The following is a 20,814-nucleotide window of genomic DNA, read 5'->3' as shown; positions in this document are numbered from 1 at the left end:
GGACGGCGCCAAAGGGTTCGCCCTAGTCGGGGGAAACCCGGAGGATCATAGCCAGCCCCAGTGTTTACATCGGCAATCTGTCGGCCTGCTTTGTTAGAAATAGTGCATTCCTGAAGATGGAATGCCTGACAAGAGTGCAGGCGGTCCTTCAGCGGCCGCACAAGGTCGCTGCGCAGGGCGCAGGTGCATGCCCCATGGGCACAATATGCCCGCACCAGCCAGCCACCACACATCGCATCGCACACTCATATGGACCCCGTCACCATATTCTTTATTGCCACTCTGATGATGCTGGCAAACGGCGGCGTGCTTGGCCTGATGCACAAGGACCTGCCACAGCCCATGCGGCCTGCGGCGGCCAGTTGGCGCATTGCCACGCTGCTGTTTGCAGGGGGCTCCATCCTTTTTGCGGCGCAAGGGTTGAACCCTCCTGGCTATACGCTGGTCCTGGCCAATGGGCTGGTGATGTTCGGGCTGACCGGCTATTTGCGCGCGCTGCGGCAGTTTTATGGTTTGCAGGACCAGCTTTGGGTGGTGGTGCCTGCGGTGCTTGGCACCCTGGCCTTGTTCTGGCTTACCCTGGTGTCCGCCGACGTAGGTGGCCGCATCCTGGTCGTGTCGGCAGTCTGGTCGGTGTTGATGGTGGCCAGCATTGTTTTGCTGATCTCGCAAGAACGCCGCGACGGCGCACGCAGCCGCCGCGTGATGGCCGCCCTGTTTACCGCCGTGGCCGTGTTCGTCATGTTCCGGGCCGGTTACTACATTGCGCTGGGTGTGAACCCGGCCTTCAGCGTGCTGGGGGCAGGCGCCTGGATGAACGTGGCCACTCCCATGGTGGCAGCCACCTTGCCGGTGATAGGAACCACAGCGTTTTTGCTGATGTGCTCTGAGCGTATCCGCCGCCAGTGGGAGCGGGCGGCATCCACGGACTACCTCACAGGGCTGCCCAACCGGCGCACGCTGGTGGAAATGGGCGAACAGCGCTTTGACCATGCCCGCACCAGTGCGCCTGCAGGCGGTTTTGCACTGGCCGTCGTTGATATAGACCACTTCAAGCGGATCAATGATGAGCACGGCCATGAAATGGGAGACGTAGCTCTCAAACATGTGGCAGCGCGGCTGCAGTCGGCGTGCCGAGGGGCGGAACTGCCGGCCCGCCAGGGCGGTGAAGAGTTTGTCGTGTTGTTTGACCACTTGACCCCACAAAACGCCCATGCAGCTGGCGAACGCCTGCGTAACGCGGTGGCACAGATGCCCTTTGTGGCGGGTGAACTGGTGCTACCACTGACTGTGTCTATCGGTGTGGCTGTTCTCGTTCAGGGGGACACCAGTTTTGACAGCGTGTTGCGTCGCGCAGATGAAGCCCTCTACGCAGCCAAGGCGGCGGGGCGCAACCGTGTGGAAGTAGCCGCCTGACCGGCCGAATCTCCGATCCAGGGAGGGACCGCACTCCCCCAATCGTCTGGCCCACTCTTCAGGTCGCTGCTTCCAGCCCCTGCGCAAAATGCGCCTGCATCGCCTTCACCGTCGCCTTGGCATCGCGCGCCATCATCGCGCCGAGGATGGCGCGGTGCTCTTTCAGCGAATCCTCGATCCGCCCCTGCTTGAGCAGTGAGTTGTGGCGGTTGAGCTTCATTACCTTGCGCAGGTCGGCCACCATCTGGCTGCGCCAGCGGTTGTCGGCCAGCTCCAGCAGCAGCATGTGAAAGCGCTCGTTGACTGCAAAGAAGCGCTCACGCTCATGGGCGGCTGCCTCCAGCTCGGCATGCAGGTCTTGCAATGTTTGCAGCTGAGCCGGTGTGGCGGTGGTGGCTACCACGCCTGCCGCATCGCTCTCCAGCAGGCTGAGCAGGTGGTACACGTCGCGCAGGTCTTTTTCGCTCATCTCGGTCACGTAGGCGCCACGGCGCACCTTCATCGTGACCAAGCCTTCGGCCGCCAGAACCTTTAAAGCCTCACGCAGGGGGGTGCGGCTGATGCCGAATTCCTCGGCAATCTTGAGCTCGTCAATCCAGCTGCCGGGCTCCAGCTCGCGGCGGAAGATGCGCTGGCGCAGTTGCTCAGCCACTTCTTCGTAGAGCGCGCGCGGGGTGAGGGTGAGGGCTGACATGGGGCGGATTGTAAGCTGCGTGGAATATTTTGAATCAATAATTATGAATGATGTAAACTCGCCGCCACATCGGGACTACCCCGGCGCCGCCTAACGCCTGCCCCAACGCATCTTCGGAGAAGCCTTCGCCATGAGTGACACCCCCCCCAACAACGCCCCTGAGTTCGCTGCTTCTTCGCTCGAAGCCTGGGCCAAGGCCGCCGCCAAGTCGGCCCCCGGTGGCGATGTGAACGCCCTGAACTGGGTGACACCCGACGGCATCACCGTCAAGCCGCTGTACACCGCCGAAGACACGGCCAGCCTGCCGTACGCCAACACCTTGCCCGGTTTTGAGCCCTACCTGCGCGGCCCCCAGGCCACCATGTATGCGGTACGGCCCTGGACGATCCGCCAGTACGCTGGCTTCTCGACCGCCGAAGAATCCAACGCCTTCTATCGCAAGGCGCTGGCCGCAGGCGGGCAGGGAGTGTCGGTGGCTTTTGACCTGGCCACCCACCGGGGTTATGACAGCGACCACCCCCGCGTGACCGGGGATGTGGGCAAGGCGGGTGTGGCGATCGATTCGGTCGAGGACATGAAGATCCTGTTCGACCAGATCCCGCTGGACAAGGTCAGCGTGTCGATGACCATGAACGGCGCCGTGCTGCCCGTGCTGGCAGGCTATGTGGTGGCGGCGGAAGAGCAGGGCGTCTCGCAGGACAAGCTCTCCGGAACCATTCAGAACGACATTCTGAAAGAGTTCATGGTGCGCAACACCTACATATACCCGCCCAAGCCGTCGATGAAGATCATTGGCGACATCATCGAGTACACGGCCAAGAACATGCCGAAGTTCAACTCGATCTCGATCAGCGGCTACCACATGCAGGAAGCCGGGGCCAACCAGGCGCTGGAACTGGCCTTCACCCTGGCCGACGGCAAGGAATACGTGAAGACCGCTATCGCCAAGGGCATGGACGTGGACGAGTTCGCCGGGCGCCTGTCGTTCTTCTGGGCGATCGGCATGAACTTCTACCTCGAAGTGGCCAAGATGCGCGCTGCGCGCCTGCTGTGGTGCCGCATCATGAAGGCCACAGGCGCCAAGAACCCCAAGAGCCTGATGTTGCGCACACACTGCCAGACCAGCGGCTGGAGCCTGACCGAGCAGGACCCGTACAACAACGTGGTGCGCACTACCATCGAGGCCATGGCGGCCGTGTTTGGCGGCACGCAAAGCCTGCACACCAACAGCTTTGACGAAGCCATTGCGCTGCCCACCGAGTTCAGTGCCCGCATCGCGCGCAACACCCAGCTCATCATCCAGGAAGAGACCCACATCACCAACGTGATCGACCCCTGGGCCGGCAGCTACATGATGGAAAAGCTGACCCAGGACATGGCAGAGGCCGCCTGGAAGATCATCGAAGAAGTCGAAGCCATGGGCGGCATGACGGCCGCCGTGGACAGCGGCTGGGCCAAGCTCAAGATCGAAGCTGCTGCCGCCGAGAAGCAGGCGCGCATCGACAGCGGCAAGGACGTGATCGTGGGCGTCAACAAGTACAAGCTGGCGAAGGAAGACCCGGTCGACATCCTGCAGATCGACAACATGAAGGTGCGCGACGGCCAGATCGCTCGCCTGCAAAAGATCCGTGCAACGCGCGATGCCGCCAAGGTGCAGGCAGCGCTGGATGCGCTGACCGCCGCCGCAGAGAGTGGCGAGGGCAACCTGCTCGATTTGTCCATCCAGGCTGTGCGTCTGCGTGCCACAGTGGGCGAGATCAGCGATGCGCTGGAGAAGGTTTTTGGGCGCCACCGCGCCGATACGCAAAAGGTGACCGGTGTGTACGCAGCTGCCTATGACTCGGCCGAAGGCTGGGACAAACTCAAGACCGAAATCAACGCCTTTGCCGAAGAACAAGGCCGCCGCCCGCGCGTGATGATCGCCAAACTGGGCCAGGATGGCCATGACCGGGGCGCCAAGGTGGTGGCCACCGCCTTTGCAGACCTGGGCTTTGACGTGGACATGGGCCCGCTGTTCCAGACCCCCGAGGAATGTGCCCGCCAGGCCATCGAAAACGACGTGCACGCCGTGGGCGTGAGCACGCTGGCTGCAGGCCACAAGACATTGGTGCCAGCCATCATTCAGTCGCTCAAGGACCAGGGCGCGGACGACATCATTGTGTTTGTGGGCGGGGTGATTCCGGCGCAGGACTATGAGTTTTTGTACGAATCGGGCGTGAAGGGCGTGTACGGCCCGGGGACGCCGATTCCGGCCAGCGCCAAGGATGTGCTGGAGCAGATTCGCAAGGCTGTGGCGTAACACCATGAGCAAAGCGGGGCGCTTCTGGGGGGCTTTTGTATGTGCAGCCGCGTCTGCTGTCTTTGCAGCATTGTGTTGGCTTGACGATAAGCCCGGGGGAGCCGTGCTCTTCTTCTTCCTGGGCCTGTGCTTCGTGCTTCTTTTCTCTTTTGGTTCGGAGAAAACCATTGAAAAGATGGGGTCACTGTGGCCATGGTTCTGAACTTGGAACAATTGACTCATGGCTTACTCGCGGGTAATTCTGCGACGCAACGCCGCGCCATGTCCAAAGCCATCACGCTGCTCGAATCAACGCGGACAGACCATCGCGCCCAGGCCGACGAGCTGCTGACCCAGCTGCTCCCGCACACGGGAAAGGCCTTTCGCCTGGGCATCAGCGGCGTGCCCGGCGTGGGCAAGTCCACCTTCATCGAAGCGCTCGGTCTGTATCTGATTGCGCAGGGCCACCGCGTGGCCGTGCTCACCATCGACCCCTCCAGCACCGTCTCGGGCGGTTCCATCCTGGGTGACAAGACGCGCATGGAACACCTGTCGGTGCACGAAAAAGCCTACATCCGCCCCAGCCCGTCCAGCGGCACGCTGGGCGGCGTGGCAGAGAAGACCCGCGAGGCCATGCTGGTCTGCGAGGCCGCAGGCTACGACGTGGTGATCGTCGAAACCGTGGGCGTGGGCCAGAGCGAGATCGCTGTGGCGGGCATGACGGACATGTTTGTGCTCATGCAGCTGCCCAACGCGGGCGACGACCTGCAGGCTATCAAGAAGGGTGTGATGGAGATTGCCGACCTGGTCGTCATCAACAAGGCCGACATCGACAAGAACGCCGCCACACGGGCCGAGGCGCAGATCACGTCGAGCCTGCGCCTGCTGAGCCAGCACGGCAATCCGGAAAACGCGCACCACGACGAAACGCTTTGGCACCCCAAGGTCGTGCAGATCAGCGCGCTGCTGGGCCAGGGCGTGGACAGCTTCTGGGCCGCCGTCACGCAGTTCCGCCAGCTGCAAACCGCCAATGGCCGCTTAACCACGCGGCGCGAGAAGCAGGCGCTGGCCTGGATGTGGGAGCGCATCGACGCGGGCCTCAAGCTTGCGTTTCGCCAGCACCCACAGGTCAAAGAGCTGCTGCCGCAAATGCAGGCCGATGTGGCCGCGGGGCGCATCGCGGCATCGACTGCAGCAAGAAATCTGCTGCTGGCGCAATCTGGACAAGCGCCAGAAGCTATCAAATAAATAGTAAACACCAACCCCTTCACCAAAAGGACGACCATGCAAGACATCCTGGATCAACTGGAGAAAAAGCGTGCGCTGGCACGCCTGGGCGGCGGGCAAAAGCGCATTGATGCGCAGCACGCCAAGGGCAAGCTCACGGCGCGCGAGCGCATCGAGCTGCTGCTGGACGATGGCACGTTCGAGGAATGGGACATGTTTGTCGAGCACCGCTGCACCGACTTTGGCATGGAGGACAACAAGATCCCCGGCGACGGTGTGGTGACGGGCTACGGCATGATCAATGGCCGCCTAGTGTTCGTGTTCAGCCAGGACTTCACCGTGTTTGGCGGTGCTTTGAGCGAAACGCATGCCGAGAAGATCTGCAAGGTGATGGACCAGGCCATGAAGGTCGGCGCACCGGTCATCGGCCTCAACGACTCGGGCGGCGCGCGCATCCAGGAAGGCGTGGCGTCGCTCGGCGGCTATGCCGACGTGTTCCAGAAGAACGTGCTGGCCAGCGGCGTGATTCCGCAGATCAGCATGATCATGGGCCCCAGCGCTGGCGGCGCCGTGTACTCGCCCGCCATGACGGACTTCATCTTCATGGTGAAGGACAGCTCGTACATGTTCGTCACCGGCCCCGAAGTGGTGAAGACCGTGACCCACGAAGAAGTGACGGCCGAGGAACTGGGCGGCGCCGTGACCCACACCACCAAGAGCGGTGTGGCCGACATGGCGTTTGAGAACGATGTGGAGGCGCTGATGATGCTGCGCCGCCTGTACAACTACCTGCCACTCAACAACCGCGAGAAGGCCCCCGTTCGCAAGAGCAACGACCCGGCCGACCGTATGGACCTGAGCCTGGACACCCTGGTGCCCGAGAACCCCAACAAGCCGTACGACATGAAGGAGCTGATCCTCAAGACGGTGGACGATGGGGATTTCTTCGAGCTGCAACCCGAGTACGCCAAGAACATCCTGATTGGCTTTGCCCGCATGGAAGGTCAGACCGTGGGCATCGTGGCCAACCAGCCGCTGGTGCTGGCGGGCTGCCTGGACATCAAGAGTTCCATCAAGGCCGCGCGCTTTGTGCGCTTCTGCGACGCCTTCAACATCCCCGTGGTCACCTTTGTGGACGTTCCCGGCTTCATGCCCGGCACAGCCCAAGAGTACGGCGGCATCATCAAGCACGGCGCCAAGCTGCTGTACGCATATGCCGAGTGCACGGTGCCCAAGATCACCGTTATCACCCGCAAGGCCTACGGCGGCGCGTACGACGTGATGAGCAGCAAGCACCTGCGCGGCGACGTGAATCTGGCCTGGCCCAACGCCGAAATCGCGGTGATGGGCGCCAAGGGCGCGGTGGAAATCATCTTCCGCGAGGACAAGAACGACCCGGTGAAGCTGGCCGCGCGTGAGGCGGAATACAAAGAGCGGTTTGCCAACCCGTTTGTGGCCGGTGCGCGTGGCTTTATCGACGACGTGATCCTGCCGCACGAGACGCGCAAGCGCATCTGCCGTTCGTTGGTCATGCTGCGCGACAAGAAGCTGGAAAACCCGTGGCGCAAGCACGGAAACATCCCGCTGTAAGCAGGGCATCGGTAGCAGGCAATGGCACAGACCCGCGCGTTCTTCCATTCCAGAGTGGATTCATGGCTTATTGCCATCGGCCCGCTCGCCGGATTGACGGCAATAACTGCAGTTGCAGGGGTTGTGGGGCCGTTCGTGCTGAACTCTGGTGGCTCGCCGCCGATCCTTGCGCTGGTGGCGGCCATAGTAGCCCTTACGCTGCTGCTGCTGCCGCTGTGGTTGGTGCTGGACACCAACTACACGCTCACGGCCGATGAACTGCTGATTCGCAGTGGTCCGTTTCGCTGGCGCATTGCGCTGGGCGATATGCGCGAGGTCTCGCCATCGAACAGCTGGATTTCGTCGCCTGCGCTGTCGCTCGACCGCTTGCGCATTCGCTATGGGGCGGATCGAAGCATTTTGGTGTCGCCGCGCGAGAAGCAGCGCTTCATTGACGCTTTGCGTCAGTGCTGTCCTTCCGTCTTAGTTACTGGTTTTTGAAATTTCCTTTTGAGGAACTTGTTATGTTCACCAAAATCCTGATCGCCAACCGTGGCGAAATCGCCTGCCGAGTGATTGCAACGGCCAAGAAAATGGGCATCGCCACCGTCGCCGTCTATTCCGACGCCGACAAGGAAGCCCGCCACGTCAAGCTGGCCGATGAGGCCGTGCACATTGGCGCTGCGCCCAGCCGCGAGTCCTACCTGCTGGCCGACAAGATCATTGCTGCCTGCAAGCAGACAGGCGCCCAGGCCGTGCACCCGGGCTACGGCTTCTTGAGCGAAAACGAAGCTTTTGCCAAGCGCTGCGAGGACGAGGGCATTGCCTTCATCGGCCCCAAGGCGCATTCGATTGCGGCCATGGGCGACAAGATCGCTTCCAAGAAGCTGGCCAACGAGGCCAAGGTCAACACGATTCCTGGCTACAACGACGCCATCGCGGGCCCCGAGCAGGCGGTGGAAATTGCCAAAGGCATTGGCTACCCCGTGATGATCAAGGCGTCTGCCGGCGGCGGTGGCAAGGGCCTGCGCGTGGCGTTCAACGACAAGGAAGCGTTTGAAGGCTTTGCCAGCTGCCAGAACGAAGCCCGCAACAGCTTTGGCGATGACCGCATCTTCATCGAGAAGTTTGTGCAGGAGCCGCGCCACATCGAGATCCAGGTGCTGGGCGATTCGCACGGCAACGTGATCTACCTGAACGAGCGTGAGTGCTCCATCCAGCGCCGCCACCAGAAGGTGATTGAAGAGGCACCATCGCCCTTCATCTCAGATGCCACCCGCAAGGCCATGGGCGAGCAGGCCGTGCAGTTGGCCAAGGCAGTCAAGTACCAGTCAGCCGGCACGGTGGAGTTTGTGGTCGGCAAGGACCAGGACTTCTACTTCTTGGAGATGAACACCCGCCTGCAGGTGGAGCACCCGGTGACGGAATGCATCACCGGCCTGGACCTGGTGGAGCTGATGATCCGCGTGGCGGCGGGCGAGAAGCTGCCGTTGACACAAGCCGACGTGAAGCGCGACGGCTGGGCCATCGAGTGCCGCATCAACGCCGAAGACCCGTTCCGCAACTTCCTCCCGTCCACGGGCCGCTTGGTGCGCTTTCAGCCGCCGGAGGAAACCATGTTCCAGTCCGACACCAGCAAGAAGCTGGGCGTGCGGGTGGACACGGGCGTGTACGAGGGTGGCGAGATCCCCATGTACTACGACTCGATGATTGCCAAGCTCATCGTGCACGGCACGGACCGCAACGATGCGATTGCCAAGATGCGCGCGGCGCTGAACGGCTTTGTGATTCGCGGCATCAGCAGCAACATCCCGTTCCAGGCCGCGCTGCTGGCGCACCCCAAATTCGTGACGGGAGACTTCAACACCGGCTTCATCGCCGAGAACTACGGCAAGGGCTTTCACGCTGAAGACGTGCCGCACGCTGACCCGCTGTTCCTGGTGGCGCTGGCCGCGTTCATGCACCGCCGCTACCGCGCCCGCGCCTCGGGCATCAGTGGCCAGCTGGCCGGGCACGAGGTGAAGGTGGGCGAGGAGTTCGTGGTGGTCACGCTGGGCGCCGAAGGGCAGAACCAGCACCATGAGGTGACGGTGTCCGACTTTGAAGACAAATCGGGCTCCAGCGCAGTATTGGTGGGCGGTACCAGCTATCAGATCAGTAGCAACGCCACGCTGGGCCAGATTCGCGTGCAGGGCGCCTGCAACGGCCAGGGCTTTACAGCCCAGGTGGAGCGCGGTATGGGCAAGAACCCGCTGTCGCTGCGCATTGCGCACAACGGTACGCAGATCGACGCGCTGGTGCTGTCGCCGCTGGGCGCGCGTCTGCACAAGCTCATGCCCTTCAAGGCGCCGCCAGATTTGTCCAAGTTTTTGCTCTCGCCCATGCCGGGCCTGCTGGTCGATGTGGCTGTGCAGCCCGGCCAGAAGGTGCAAGCGGGCGAGAAGCTGGCTGTGATCGAGGCCATGAAGATGGAGAACATCCTCTTTGCCGCGCAGGATGGCGTGGTGGGCAAGATCACGGCGGGCAAGGGCGAGTCGCTGGCGGTGGACCAGGTCATTCTGGAATTCGTCTGATGGTGCCCGTGCCGCACGCCCCATCCCGCAGCCTGCGATGACGGCGGTGGCTGTGCGCACGCTGCTGGCGCTGGTCGGCGGCGCGCTGTTTCTGGACGGCGCGGTGCTGATAGTTCTGGGGCACTTCAACCTGGGCACCATGTTGCCCGTTGCGCTGGGGGCGTTGTTTCTGGCCATCGCGGTGTGGTGGACACCCCTCACGCGCTGGCGGCACCATGACCGGCGGCGCCAGCAGTGGTGGCGCGTGGGCTGGTGGGGGCTGGCGGCGTGGATGCTCAGCGTGGTGGTTTTCTGGGTGTTCTTCTTGCGGGGCGCCGGCGTTTCTCCGGCAGAGGCAACGCCTGTGCAGGCCATTGTGGTGCTGGGAGCGGGCATCCAGAACGGACAGCCCCGCCCGGCACTGGCGGCGCGGCTGGACACAGCGGCCGCGTTGGCCCGCTTGCAGCCTCAGGCGCTGATCGCTGTGTGTGGTGGGCAGGTCTGGGGCACTACGGACACCGAGGCGGAGGTGATGGCGCGCTATCTGCAAGAACGCCACGGTATCGCGCCGGAACGCCTGGTGCTGGAGAAGGACAGCACCAGCACCGAGCTGAATCTGGCGTTAAGTCGCCCCTTGCTGGAGGCGCGCGGTGTTGCCGCCACGGCCCCGCTCGCGCTGGTGACCAGCGACTTCCACCTGCCTCGTGCTCTGCGCATTGCCCAGCGCCATGGCTTTACCCACATGGTGCCGGTAGCGGCACCCACGCCCCTCACCACGCGCTACAACGCCTGGCTGCGCGAGTACTTCGCCACGCTCAGCAGCTGGGTGCTGAACGAAGGGTAGCCGGGAGCAAGGTATTTTTAGGTCAATTTGGCCTCTAGCGCTTTATCCATAAGCGCAAGCAGCTATCAATCAAGGAGCACACTCAATGACCACATCCCTTCATCGCCCGTTCAAAGTCCTGGGCATCCAACAGGTCGCCATTGGCGGCACCGACAAGCAGCGCATGAAAACCCTGTGGGTGGACATGCTGGGCCTCACTCAAACCGGCACCTTCCAGAGCGAGCGCGAAAACGTGGACGAAGACATCCTTGCCATGGGGCAGGGTGCCTACAAGGTGGAGGTGGACATCATGCAGCCGCTCGACATCGACAAAAAACCCGCCGTGCACACCACGCCGCTCAACCATATTGGGCTGTGGATCGACGACTTGCCCAAGGCGGTTGAATGGCTCACGGCCCAGGGCGTGCGTTTTGCGCCCGGCGGTATCCGCAAGGGCGCGGCGGGCTACGACATCACGTTTTTACACCCCAAGAGCAATGACGAGTTTCCGATTGCGGGCGAGGGCGTTTTGATCGAACTGGTGCAGGCCCCGGCCGACGTGATTGCAGCACTGGGCTGATAGTTGCGAAAAGCCGGTATCCAAAGCGCTCCAACGTCGGCCATCTCCAGGCGCTGCTCGGCTGCACAGAGTGCCAGATGGGAGCAGATAACCACCACAACGGGGCTGTTGAAGGCGCCAAGAAATTGGCTGGCCCAAAGGCCCGCCAAGTTCAATCAACCTGCGGCCTTCTGCTCCTAAAAAGTTCAGAACTTGACGGTCGTTGATGCCTCGTTTTTCTTGGCATCTTTTGTGACCCTGTGGCGTGCTTTTGTGCCGTTTTCTCGTCCAGAATCCGCCCACCTCGCAGCGCGCCATGCCAAATCATCCGTGGTGTGCCGTGCGCGCGGTGTCGCTAAACAACTTCTTAAGCCTCGGGTGGCTCCGTGCCACGGTGGGGCGAATGCCTTGAAGGGAATTGATCGCCATGTCCTCCACGACCCTTGCCATGCCCGCCGCCCAGCCTGTGCCGCCAGCACCCACCGTACAAAACGTCCAGGTGCACCGGCGCCCAGCCACTGCCACCCCACAAGGCCCATGGAGCGTGGAAGCCATCCAGGCGCTGCTCGACAAGCCCTTGATGGACCTGCTGTTTGAAGCGCAAACCGTGCACCGCCAGCACTGGCCTGCAGGCGACATCGAGCTGGCCACGCTGCTGTCCGTCAAGACCGGCGGCTGCCCTGAGAACTGCGGCTACTGCCCGCAAGCCGCCGAGTTCGATACGGGCGTGAAAGCCGACAAGCTGATGGAAGTGGACGAAGTGGTGCGCGCTGCCCAGGCTGCCAAGGATGCGGGGGCCACGCGGTTTTGCATGGGCGCCGCCTGGCGCGCGCCCAAGGACCGCGACATCGAAAAGGTCAGCGCATTGATCGGCGCCGTGAAGGGCCTGGGCCTTCAGACCTGCGCCACGCTGGGCATGCTCGAATCGCACCAGGCGCAGGCCCTCAAGGATGCGGGGCTGGACTACTACAACCACAACCTGGACACCGCCCCTGAGTACTACACCGATGTGGTGAGCACCCGCGCCTACCAGGACCGGCTGGACACGTTGGCGCATGTGCGCAGCGCGGGCATCAGCGTGTGCTGCGGCGGTATCGTGGGCATGGGCGAGGCGCCCGTGCACCGCGCTGGCCTGATCGCCCAGCTGGCCAACCTGCAGCCGTACCCCGAGTCGGTGCCCATCAACAGCCTGGTGCGCGTGCCCGGCACGCCGCTGGCGGACAGCGAGCCCATCGACCCGTTCGATTTTGTGCGCATGATCGCCGTGGCCCGCATCACCATGCCCAAGGCCCGGGTGCGCCTGTCCGCGGGGCGCCAGCAGATGGGCGAAGCCGTGCAGGCGCTGTGTTTCATGGCGGGCGCCAACTCCATCTTTTATGGCGACAAGCTGCTGGTGACCGGCAACCCCGATGTGGAGGCCGACGTGCAACTGCTGGCCAAGCTGGGCCTCAACGGACACCGCACCACAACTTCCTCCGAAAGTGGGGCAGAGGAAAGCGCCACAGGCGCCTGCTGCTGAGAGCGTGGCGGTTAGCCGCCGCTGCTGCTGACGCTGCCTTCGCCGATGACCACACCCTCGGTAGAGAGGTCCTGGGCAATGCGGTCGCGTTGCGCCTGCAGCGCATGTTCGCTGTCGGCAAACTGCTGCGCAATGCGCCGGAACTCTTCGGAGAGCGAGAGGAAGGCGTCCACCATGTCGGGGTCGAAGTGGCTACCCCGGCCGTCGCGGATGATTTCTACCGCCGTCTCATGGGAGAAGGCGGCCTTGTACACGCGCTCGGAGATCAGCGCGTCATACACATCGGCCACCGCCATGAGCCGTGCCGACAGGGGGATCGTGTTGCCTACGAGCCCTTCGGGATAGCCTGAGCCGTCCCACTTTTCCTGGTGGCTATAGGCGATTTCCTTGGCGTAGCGAAAGAAAGGGTTGTCCTGGGTGGTTTCGGTTTCTGCCGCCACGATGGCGTCCCGGCCCAGTGTGGTGTGGGTCTTCATGATCTCGAACTCTTCAGGCGTCAGCTTGCCCGGCTTGAGCAGGATGCGGTCGGGGATGCCCACCTTGCCAATGTCGTGCAGCGGGGCAGACTTGAAGATCACCTGGATGGCGTCTTCCGTGAGTTCGTCGCGAAAGCGCGGGTGGTCCTGCAGCTTGCGGGCCAGCGCTTCCACATAGTGCTGCGTGCGGCGGATATGGTTGCCGGTCTCGTTGTCCCGCGTTTCGGCCAGCGATGCCATGGCGCGGATGGTGGCGTCCTGCAGCTCCGCCAGGGCGCGCGTGCGGTTGGCCACCTCCTGCTCCAGAAAGTGGTTGTGGTGGGTCAGCAAATCCCTCGCTCGCTTGAGCTGCAGGTGATTGCGCACGCGCGCCATGGTGATGGCGGGGTTGACGGGCTTGGTGATGTAGTCCACCGCGCCCAGCTCCAGCCCCACCGTTTCGTCGTCGGTGGCGCTCATGGCAGTGAGGAAAATCACCGGAATGTCCTCGGTCTCGGGGTTGAACTGCAGGCGACGCAGCACCTCGTAGCCATCCATCTCCGGCATCATGATGTCGAGCAAGATCAGGTCGGGCTTTTCGGCCGCCACGATCTGCAGCGCGCGCTCGCCGGTGGGTGCCAGCTTGACCTTGTAGTCGGGGCGCAGGAGGTCGCTCATCAGCGACAGATTGCCGGGCGTGTCATCCACCACCAGCACAGTGCATTTGCTGCTCAACTCCAATGGGCGATTCATGAACTGGGTCCTCCTTGTGTTGTATGTCGTTCCCCGCCTTGCGCAGCGCATCCAGCGCATCGGCAAAGAGGTAGTTGTCGAGCAGCCGCTTCATGTCGGCGTAGGCGGGGCCCAGCAGGGCCTGCAGACTGGGGCCGGAGTCCTTGAACAGCTCGACGGCGTCGGAATCACTGTCTTCCAGCAGGGCACCAAGGCGTTCCACCAATGCGCGGGCCTGCGCGCGATCCAACGGGGTTCTGGCAGCGCTCGCCGTGCCGGGCGTGTCTGCCTCAGGGGGCAGGGCGCTCTGCAGCGCAGCCACCAGGGCCTGGCAGGCGGCGTCTACGGGCGGGAGCAGGGCTTCGAGGGCGTCTGCGGCCGCGTCGTGTGCAATGGCTTGCTCCGCCGCGCCTGCCAGTTCGGCCAGGCCCACCGCGCCTATGGTGGCAGCGGTACCTTTGAGTGTGTGCATGGCGCGCTGCGCAGCCTCAGGTTGGCCAGCCGCGAGGTGCGCGCGCGCCTCTTTCACTGCGCTGCCTTGTCCGGCCACGAATTTGCGCAGCAGGCTCTCATAGGCCGCACGTTTGCCCAGCACACGCCGCAGCCCGGCGGCGGTGTCCAGGCCTTCGATGTGTGTCAGCGGGTCGGGGGGGGCCGCCGGCGCCAAGGAAGGAGCGCCAGGCACCGCAGGTTGCAGGGCAACAGTCTTACCGCTGGCGCCCCCAGTGTGCGGCAGTGCAATCCATTGCAGCAGGGCGGCGAACAGCGCGTCGGGGTCAATGGGCTTGGCTATGTGGCCGTTCATGCCCGCTTCCAGGCACTGCTCGCGGTCGCCGCTCATCGCGTTCGCGGTCATCGCCAGCACCGGCAGGCGCGCCCAGGCGGGGTTCTGGCGCAATTGGCGCGTGGCGGTGAGGCCGTCCATCACCGGCATCTGCATGTCCATGAGCACGATGTCATAGGTGCCTCGGGCCAACATGTCGAGTGCGGCCTGGCCGTTGTCAGCCACATCCACCACCAGCCCGGCGCTGGCCAGCAGTTCGCTGCCCACCTGCTGGTTCAGGTCGTTGTCGTCCACCAGCAGCACGCGCGCCCCCTGGATCGATGCCAGGTTGGCGCCCCGTGCCGCTGAGGCTGGCAGGCGCCGCCCGTCGTCCACCCGCTGCGCGCCCCCCAATGCCCGCATGGCGGCATCAAAAAGCTGAGATGGGTTGACGGGCTTGGTCAGCATCAGCCCGATGCCGGTGCGTGTGAGTTCGGCCAGAACGTCGTCACGCCCATGCGCGGTGACGATGACCGGGCGCGGAGGGTGGGGCAGTTGGGCCAGCTGGCGGGCGGTTTCAAAACCGTCCATACCAGGCATCTTCCAGTCCAGAAAGGCGATTTCGCAGGGCCTGCCTGCCAGGTCCGCGGCGCGTGCCAGGTCCACGGCCTGCGCCCCCGAACTGGCCAGCGTGACCGAAAAACTCATGCTGGACAGCAGCTCGGCCAGGATCTGCCGGGCCTGTTCGCTGTCATCCACCACCAGCACGCGGCGGCCACGCAGGTCGGGTTCCGGCAGCAGTGGCCTCTGCACGGCCGCGCCCAAACCCAGTCGCGCCGTGAACCAGAAGGTGCTGCCCTTGCCGGGCGCGCTGTGCACGCCCACCTCGCCGCCCATCAGGCTGGCCAGTTTCTTGGAAATCGCCAGGCCCAGGCCGGTGCCGCCGTACTTGCGCGTGGTGGAGGTGTCGGCCTGCTCGAACGAGCGAAACAGGCGCGCCTGCTGTTCTTCGGTCAGGCCGATGCCGGTGTCCTGCACGTCAAAGCGCAGCAGCACGCCCTGGGCATCCCGCGCTGCTTCGCGTACCCGCACGATGATCTCGCCCTCGTCCGTGAACTTGACGGCATTGTTGGCGTAGTTCACCAGGATCTGCCCGAGCCGCAGGGGGTCTCCACGCAAGTCGGCGGGCAGGTGGGAGTCCACGTCGAACATCAGCTCCAGGCCTTTGCTGGCACATTTCTCGCCCAGCAGGTTGGCCACGTTGTCGAGCACGGCATGCAGGTCGAAATCCACCACCTCGACTTCGAGCTTGCCCGCCTCGATCTTGCTGAAATCCAGGATGTCATTGATCAGGCCCAGCAGGTGCTGTCCCGACCGCTGGATCTTTTCGACGTAGTCGCGCTGGCGCGCGGTCAGCTCGGTGGCCAGAGTCAGGTGGCTCATGCCAATCACGGCGTTCATGGGCGTGCGGATCTCGTGGCTCATGTTGGCCAGGAAGTCCGATTTCATGCGCGATGCGTCCTCTGCCTTGGCGCGGGCCACCTCCAGTTCATCCTCATGTTCCTGCAGCGCGGCGTTGGCTCGCTGCAGTTCGGTAGTGCGCTGGGCTACCCGGGCCTCCAGGGCTTCCTCGTTGCGCTTGAGGGCTTCCACCAGCTCGGCCTGGGCCTCCAGAGCCTGAGAGGTGGCCTTTTCACGCTGGAGGAACTGGCGCGCCATGGCAATGGCCAGCAAAAAGGTCAGGATGGCCTGGAACGCGGTCAGCCCGGTGGTCAGCAGGGTCTGGTGCTTGACCTCTTCGTTGCGCCGGTCGCCCAGCAAGGCGGAGATGCGCGATGCCTGCAGCGACAGCTCTTGAACGATGTCGCGCAGCTTGTTCAGTTCGGCCCGCAGCAGACGCATATTTGTCTGGCTCGATGCCGCGTCCACACTCTGCCCGAAATGGTTGTCCCCTGCGGCGACAAACTTCTGCAGTGCTTCCAGGGCTGTGGCGTAGATCGGTTCCTCCTGCATCAGCGTGCGGGCGGTGCCGCTCTCCAGCGCGCTGAAGCGGCTCAGGAACAGGTCATAACGCAGCTCCAGCCGGTCCATGGGCAGGCTGGGCGGGTCCAGCTCGAACTGGTGCAGGGCGTGGTCGAGTTTTTCGTACTCCACATTGAGCTGCAGGAACGACCACAGGGCATTGACATCGCCCCGGCGCATGACCGCCTCGACGCTGCGGTACTGGTGGTACTGCACCCCGGCAATGGCCACATACGCCACCACCAGGCCCGCGATGATCAGCCGCAGAAAGTGCTTGCCCCGGATCATGGTGTGCTTCCTGGGAAGTTGGGAGGAGGGGGCAGGGGCTAGCGAATCCGCAGGATATGGAGCTGCCAGGCGGCGCGGTTGTAATACAGCTCGCTGCGCAGCTCGGCCTTGGTGTCAAACGGATAGACGATGAAAAGCGGCCCCTTTTCACGCACACGCATGGGGCGGTTGTTCATGAGCCGGGCAACGATCACATCGTGGCGCGTGGCATCGTCGATGGGGATTTCCGTCTTGTAGTCGTTGAGCGCCACCGCCGTGATGTTCTTGCCCTTGGCGCCCACGGCCGCCAGCACATCGCGCAGCAGTGGCCCAGTGAAAGTGACGGCGCTGGGGTACCAGGGGGTCTGGGTGGAGAAGCTGTGCTGGGGCAGCTTCTCCAGCATGGCCATGTCGAACTGGGCTTGCGAGCCGTTGTTGGTCTGGCTGATCGCGCCGTCGATGGTCAGAACGACCGTGCCGGTGGGTTTGTCCAAAGCGCGGGCCTGGGGCAGCGTCGCCGCAGCGACTACAAACACTGCGATGCCCAGCCACAAGGCAACGCGCGCCCCTGAAAGACTCGTATGCATAACGCTCCCCCTTTTGCAACAGTCTTGCAGACAGTTGCCCAAAATGTAAATCGTTTTCTAGCAGCATGGGTCTTGTGATGCTCCAGCGACGCAGATGGGTACCCATACCAGGGCTGCGCTCACACGGCATAGCAGGACATACCCTGCCTGTGCACTCGCTGCAAGGCCGTGACAAGCTCAAAGGGGATAAGTACAGTGGGTAGCAGGTCCGATATTCCAAAGCAGGTTTGTCGCCTGCGCCAATCATTCGGGAGGGAGGTGCATGGGCTCACGAAAGCTCTGCAAGCGTTGGCCCCCTGTCTGCGCAATGCAGCCCCGTCGGTTGGGGAGGCCACAGAGGTCGTCAATGAGCCGCAGAGCCCTGCATCGCATGACGTGGTCGCATCATTTCCGTGTTGGCAAGGCATATCACCATGGGTAGTTTCGATACTGAAGACCGGCCGTTTGAACAGGAAATGGCGCTTTCTGAACCAGACTATCGGCAGCTGGTAGATCAGGTGCAGGCGGCCGTCTTTGTGATTCAGAAGGGGCGGTTCCTTTTCGTGAATCCCAAGCTCCTGGAACTTTTCGGATACTCCAAGGAAGAGATGCTCGCAGGCATGGATCCCATGCTGCTGTGCGTGCCCGAGCACCGGGACATGGTGCGGGAGCAGACGAACGCCCGGGTGGCGGGAGTCCCAGGCAAAGCCTATGAGATCGAATGCCTGCGCAAGAACGGCGAGCGGTTCAGCGCCCAGGTCTGGGGCGTGCGTATTTTTCTGTCGGCACAAGCAGCGGACCTGGTAACGTTGCATGACGTCAGTGCAATCCAGGCGGCCACGCGGTACGCGCAGCAGCGTGTTCAGCTGTTTCGCAATGCTGAAGAGCTTGCACGCATTGGTTCTGCGGAGGTGGACTTGGTGTCCGGCACGGTCACCCTGTCGTCAGGCATGCATGCCATCTTGGGAATCCCGCTCACCGAGACGCCCCCCGGCACAGACTGGCTGCTGGCGCGCATACCTCCGGTAGAGCGCCCCTATGTTCAGGCCATCAGCGAGGGCGTTTCCCCCGACGACGTCTGTGAGTTCCAGCACCGTATTGTTCACACCGACGGCAGCTTGCGCACGGTGCTGCACCGGGTCCTTGCCGAGGCCGATGAAGGCGGAAAGGTGATCAGGACGGTCACACTCTTGCAGGACATCACGCTACAGCGGGCGGCTGAACAGAAACTGGACAAGCTCGCGAATACCGACGAAATCACCGGGCTTCCGAACCGCAACGCGCTGACGGAATATCTTGATACCAAAATGCGCGAGGCCGCGCGGGGAGGGCGGCACATTGCGGTCCTGAGCGTTGAGATTGACAGACTCAAGCTTGTCAGTGAATCACTGGGCCACGCAGCTGGGGACCAGTTGCTCATGGAGGTCGGCAGACGGCTCCAGCCCCAGGTTTCCCAGGACGACCTGCTGGCGCACTTTGGTAGCGGCGAGTTTTCCCTGGTGCTGGCACGGGAAGAGTCTGTGGATGAAGCCATGGCGCGGGGCACCGCCGCCTCATTGGTAGATGCGCTGTCCCTTCCAGTTGCCATTGGCGACAATGAGATCAAGGTGACCTGCGATATCGGAATATCCCTTTACCCCGTGCACGGGGACGATCCTGAAAAATTGCTCCAGCAAGCGCAAGCGGCGATGTATCGCGCCCATGAGCTGGGCAAGAACCAAATCTGCGTTTTCAGTTCGGGCATGCATTCCAAGGCGATCTCAAGGCTTGTCATGGAGTCGGGACTGCGTCGAGCTTTGGAGCGCAACGAGTTTGAACTGCATTTTCAGCCCAAACTCGAATTGGTCAGCGGGGCCATCATTGGTGCCGAGGCATTCCTTGAATGGAAATCCCCCGATGGCGCATTAATTTCCCGGTCCAGCTATATCCGGGCCGCTGAAGAAACCGGACTGATCGTGCCGATCGGTGAATGGGTTCTGCGCACTGCCTGCCTCCAGGCGCTGGAATGGCAGCGCGCTGGTCATCCCATGTGCCGGGTTGCCGTTAACCTGTCGGCTCGCCAGCTTCAACAACCCGATCTGGCTCAGAAGATAGAAAAGATCCTCATCGAAACCGGCCTTGATCCAAGGCTGCTGGGGCTGGAGATCACCGAGGGTGCGCTCATGGGGGAAAGCACTCGCATCGCGCGGATTCTGGGCGACCTCAAGACGCTGGGCATCGAGATTTCGCTGGATGATTTTGGCACCGGCTATTCCAGCCTGAGCTACCTGCGCACACTGCCCATTGACGTGGTGAAGGTAGACCGCTCGTTTGTCCACGACGTCACGGCTGCTTCTCAAGATGTGTCCATCACGCGCGCGATCATCAACATGGCGCACAGCCTGCAGATGAGAGTGTTGGCAGAAGGTGTTGAGACCGAGGGGCAACTGGCGTTGCTCATCGCCAACGGCTGTGACCAGATGCAAGGGCACTATTTCAGCGGGCTGCTAACGGCCGACGCCATGGGTTCCCTGTTGCGTGAAAGCAAGGCCTTGCCTGAGCACTTGTTATTGCGCCGCGCCCAACAACGTACCTTGTTGCTCGTCGATGACGAAGACAGCATCGTTTCTGCGTTGCGCAGATTGCTGCGTCGGGATGGCTATCACATCGTGACGGCCAACAGCGGGGCGCAAGGTTTGCAAAGGCTGGCCGAAAACTCGGTGGATGTGATCGTCTCGGACCAGCGGATGCCCGGTATGACGGGGGTGGAGTTCCTGCGCCGGGCCAAGGAACTGTATCCAGACACCGTACGAATGGTGCTGTCTGGCTATACGGAGCTTCAGTCCATCACCGATGCGATCAATGAAGGGGCCATCTACAAGTTCCTCACGAAACCATGGGATGACGAGCGGCTTCGCGGGCATGTGGCGGAAGCGTTCTCCCAAAAGGGAATGGCCGATGAGAATCGGCGGCTGGCGAGCGCAGTTCTGCGAGCCAACGAAGAACTCACTGCCGTGAACGACCGTTTGCAACAGTTGCTAACGAATCAACGTGAGCAGATTCACCGCGAAGAGAGTAGCCTGAGCGTCGCACGGGAGGTCTTGGATCATATTCCTGCGGCGGTCATCGGGGTGGACCTGGAAGGCATGGTGGCATTTGTGAATGCAGATGCCGAAGCACTGTTTGGAAGGACCACCGCGTTGTTGGGACAGGATGCGGACGACGTGCTACCGGCAGATCTGCGCCATGTATGGCGTGCCGCCGATCAGAGCTACCACGATGTGCAACTCGCGGGAGAGGCGTTTCGCGTTGTATGCCGCTCCATCGGAGGAGAAAATCACTCACGAGGTCGATTGCTGGTCTTGGTGCCAGGCAGTGCGGCTTGAACTCTAT

General features: G+C 62.7%; 14 protein-coding genes. 10 read left to right on the top strand and 4 right to left on the bottom strand.

Going from position 1 to position 20,814, the window contains the following annotated elements; translation table 11 throughout:
- Positions 1 to 285: 285 nt before the first annotated feature.
- Positions 286 to 1,416 carry a GGDEF domain-containing protein gene (locus tag EXV95_RS04850; protein WP_255484922.1) on the top strand — a complete coding sequence of 377 codons (1,131 nt, stop codon included), beginning with the start codon at positions 286 to 288 and terminating at the stop codon, positions 1,414 to 1,416.
- Between the two features lie 58 nt (positions 1,417 to 1,474).
- Here the strand turns inward: EXV95_RS04850 and EXV95_RS04845 are convergent, their stop codons facing one another.
- On the bottom strand, positions 1,475 to 2,110 hold the full coding sequence (locus tag EXV95_RS04845) for a GntR family transcriptional regulator (protein WP_176886012.1): 636 nt from the start codon (positions 2,108 to 2,110) through the stop codon (positions 1,475 to 1,477).
- Between the two features lie 130 nt (positions 2,111 to 2,240).
- On the opposite strand from EXV95_RS04845, the gene scpA reads away from it, so the two are divergent.
- The 8 genes from scpA to bioB all read left to right on the top strand — a co-directional run bounded on the left by scpA (position 2,241) and on the right by bioB (position 12,637).
- Entirely contained in the window at positions 2,241 to 4,409 is a 2,169-nt protein-coding gene (gene scpA, locus EXV95_RS04840; RefSeq protein WP_176886011.1) for a methylmalonyl-CoA mutase, read from the top strand.
- Between the two features lie 192 nt (positions 4,410 to 4,601).
- Positions 4,602 to 5,636, top strand: coding sequence for a methylmalonyl Co-A mutase-associated GTPase MeaB (gene meaB / locus EXV95_RS04835; RefSeq protein ID WP_176886010.1), 1,035 nt, complete (start codon positions 4,602 to 4,604; stop codon positions 5,634 to 5,636).
- Between the two features lie 36 nt (positions 5,637 to 5,672).
- On the top strand, positions 5,673 to 7,205 hold the full coding sequence (locus EXV95_RS04830; RefSeq protein WP_176886009.1) for an acyl-CoA carboxylase subunit beta: 1,533 nt from the start codon (positions 5,673 to 5,675) through the stop codon (positions 7,203 to 7,205).
- 21 nt (positions 7,206 to 7,226) lie between these two features.
- Positions 7,227 to 7,685 carry a PH domain-containing protein gene (locus EXV95_RS04825; protein ID WP_176886008.1) on the top strand — a complete coding sequence of 153 codons (459 nt, stop codon included), beginning with the start codon at positions 7,227 to 7,229 and terminating at the stop codon, positions 7,683 to 7,685.
- 23 nt (positions 7,686 to 7,708) lie between these two features.
- Complete coding sequence (locus EXV95_RS04820) at positions 7,709 to 9,757, top strand: acetyl/propionyl/methylcrotonyl-CoA carboxylase subunit alpha (protein ID WP_176886007.1); 2,049 nt, start codon at positions 7,709 to 7,711, stop codon at positions 9,755 to 9,757.
- A 37-nt stretch (positions 9,758 to 9,794) separates the two neighbouring features.
- A complete protein-coding gene (locus EXV95_RS04815; RefSeq protein WP_176886006.1) occupies positions 9,795 to 10,580 on the top strand; it encodes a YdcF family protein in 786 nt (261 codons plus the stop codon).
- Positions 10,581 to 10,665: 85 nt separating this feature from the next.
- Positions 10,666 to 11,139 carry a VOC family protein gene (locus EXV95_RS04810; protein ID WP_121506324.1) on the top strand — a complete coding sequence of 158 codons (474 nt, stop codon included), beginning with the start codon at positions 10,666 to 10,668 and terminating at the stop codon, positions 11,137 to 11,139.
- Between the two features lie 397 nt (positions 11,140 to 11,536).
- On the top strand, positions 11,537 to 12,637 hold the full coding sequence (gene bioB / locus EXV95_RS04805; RefSeq protein WP_176886005.1) for a biotin synthase BioB: 1,101 nt from the start codon (positions 11,537 to 11,539) through the stop codon (positions 12,635 to 12,637).
- A gap of 11 nt (positions 12,638 to 12,648) precedes the next feature.
- Here the strand turns inward: bioB and EXV95_RS04800 are convergent, their stop codons facing one another.
- From EXV95_RS04800 to EXV95_RS04790, 3 genes are read right to left on the bottom strand one after another with little or no spacing between them, the layout of a single operon-like run.
- A complete protein-coding gene (locus EXV95_RS04800) occupies positions 12,649 to 13,845 on the bottom strand; it encodes a two-component system response regulator (RefSeq protein ID WP_176886004.1) in 1,197 nt (398 codons plus the stop codon).
- A complete protein-coding gene (locus tag EXV95_RS04795) occupies positions 13,793 to 16,897 on the bottom strand; it encodes a hybrid sensor histidine kinase/response regulator (RefSeq protein ID WP_176886003.1) in 3,105 nt (1,034 codons plus the stop codon). Before EXV95_RS04795 ends, EXV95_RS04800 begins: the two co-directional genes overlap by 53 nt.
- A gap of 38 nt (positions 16,898 to 16,935) precedes the next feature.
- The gene (locus tag EXV95_RS04790; protein WP_233559250.1) at positions 16,936 to 17,463 is read right to left on the bottom strand and encodes a molybdopterin-dependent oxidoreductase; all 528 of its coding nucleotides are present in this window, start codon (positions 17,461 to 17,463) and stop codon (positions 16,936 to 16,938) included.
- 413 nt (positions 17,464 to 17,876) lie between these two features.
- Here EXV95_RS04790 and EXV95_RS04785 point away from each other — a divergent pair, with 413 nt between their 5' ends.
- A complete protein-coding gene (locus EXV95_RS04785; protein ID WP_176886002.1) occupies positions 17,877 to 20,807 on the top strand; it encodes an EAL domain-containing protein in 2,931 nt (976 codons plus the stop codon).
- Positions 20,808 to 20,814: the final 7 nt, after the last annotated feature.

The organism is Acidovorax sp. JMULE5 (genome assembly GCF_013376875.1).
Classification (GTDB): Bacteria; Pseudomonadota; Gammaproteobacteria; order Burkholderiales; family Burkholderiaceae_C; genus Acidovorax; species Acidovorax facilis.
This window is presented reverse-complemented; position numbering and strand designations above follow the sequence as displayed.

What these genes read in the sequence shown, in the direction of transcription:
- EXV95_RS04850 (WP_255484922.1), top strand. Translation starts at nt 286, where the DNA reads ATGATGCTGGCAAACGGCGGCGTGCTTGGCCTGATGCACAAGGACCTG.
- EXV95_RS04845 (WP_176886012.1), bottom strand. Translation starts at nt 2,110, where the DNA reads ATGTCAGCCCTCACCCTCACCCCGCGCGCGCTCTACGAAGAAGTGGCT.
- scpA (WP_176886011.1), top strand. Translation starts at nt 2,241, where the DNA reads ATGAGTGACACCCCCCCCAACAACGCCCCTGAGTTCGCTGCTTCTTCG.
- meaB (WP_176886010.1), top strand. Translation starts at nt 4,602, where the DNA reads ATGGTTCTGAACTTGGAACAATTGACTCATGGCTTACTCGCGGGTAAT.
- EXV95_RS04830 (WP_176886009.1), top strand. Translation starts at nt 5,673, where the DNA reads ATGCAAGACATCCTGGATCAACTGGAGAAAAAGCGTGCGCTGGCACGC.
- EXV95_RS04825 (WP_176886008.1), top strand. Translation starts at nt 7,227, where the DNA reads ATGGCACAGACCCGCGCGTTCTTCCATTCCAGAGTGGATTCATGGCTT.
- EXV95_RS04820 (WP_176886007.1), top strand. Translation starts at nt 7,709, where the DNA reads ATGTTCACCAAAATCCTGATCGCCAACCGTGGCGAAATCGCCTGCCGA.
- EXV95_RS04815 (WP_176886006.1), top strand. Translation starts at nt 9,795, where the DNA reads ATGACGGCGGTGGCTGTGCGCACGCTGCTGGCGCTGGTCGGCGGCGCG.
- EXV95_RS04810 (WP_121506324.1), top strand. Translation starts at nt 10,666, where the DNA reads ATGACCACATCCCTTCATCGCCCGTTCAAAGTCCTGGGCATCCAACAG.
- EXV95_RS04800 (WP_176886004.1), bottom strand. Translation starts at nt 13,845, where the DNA reads ATGAATCGCCCATTGGAGTTGAGCAGCAAATGCACTGTGCTGGTGGTG.
- EXV95_RS04795 (WP_176886003.1), bottom strand. Translation starts at nt 16,897, where the DNA reads ATGATCCGGGGCAAGCACTTTCTGCGGCTGATCATCGCGGGCCTGGTG.
- EXV95_RS04790 (WP_233559250.1), bottom strand. Translation starts at nt 17,463, where the DNA reads ATGCATACGAGTCTTTCAGGGGCGCGCGTTGCCTTGTGGCTGGGCATC.
- EXV95_RS04785 (WP_176886002.1), top strand. Translation starts at nt 17,877, where the DNA reads ATGGGTAGTTTCGATACTGAAGACCGGCCGTTTGAACAGGAAATGGCG.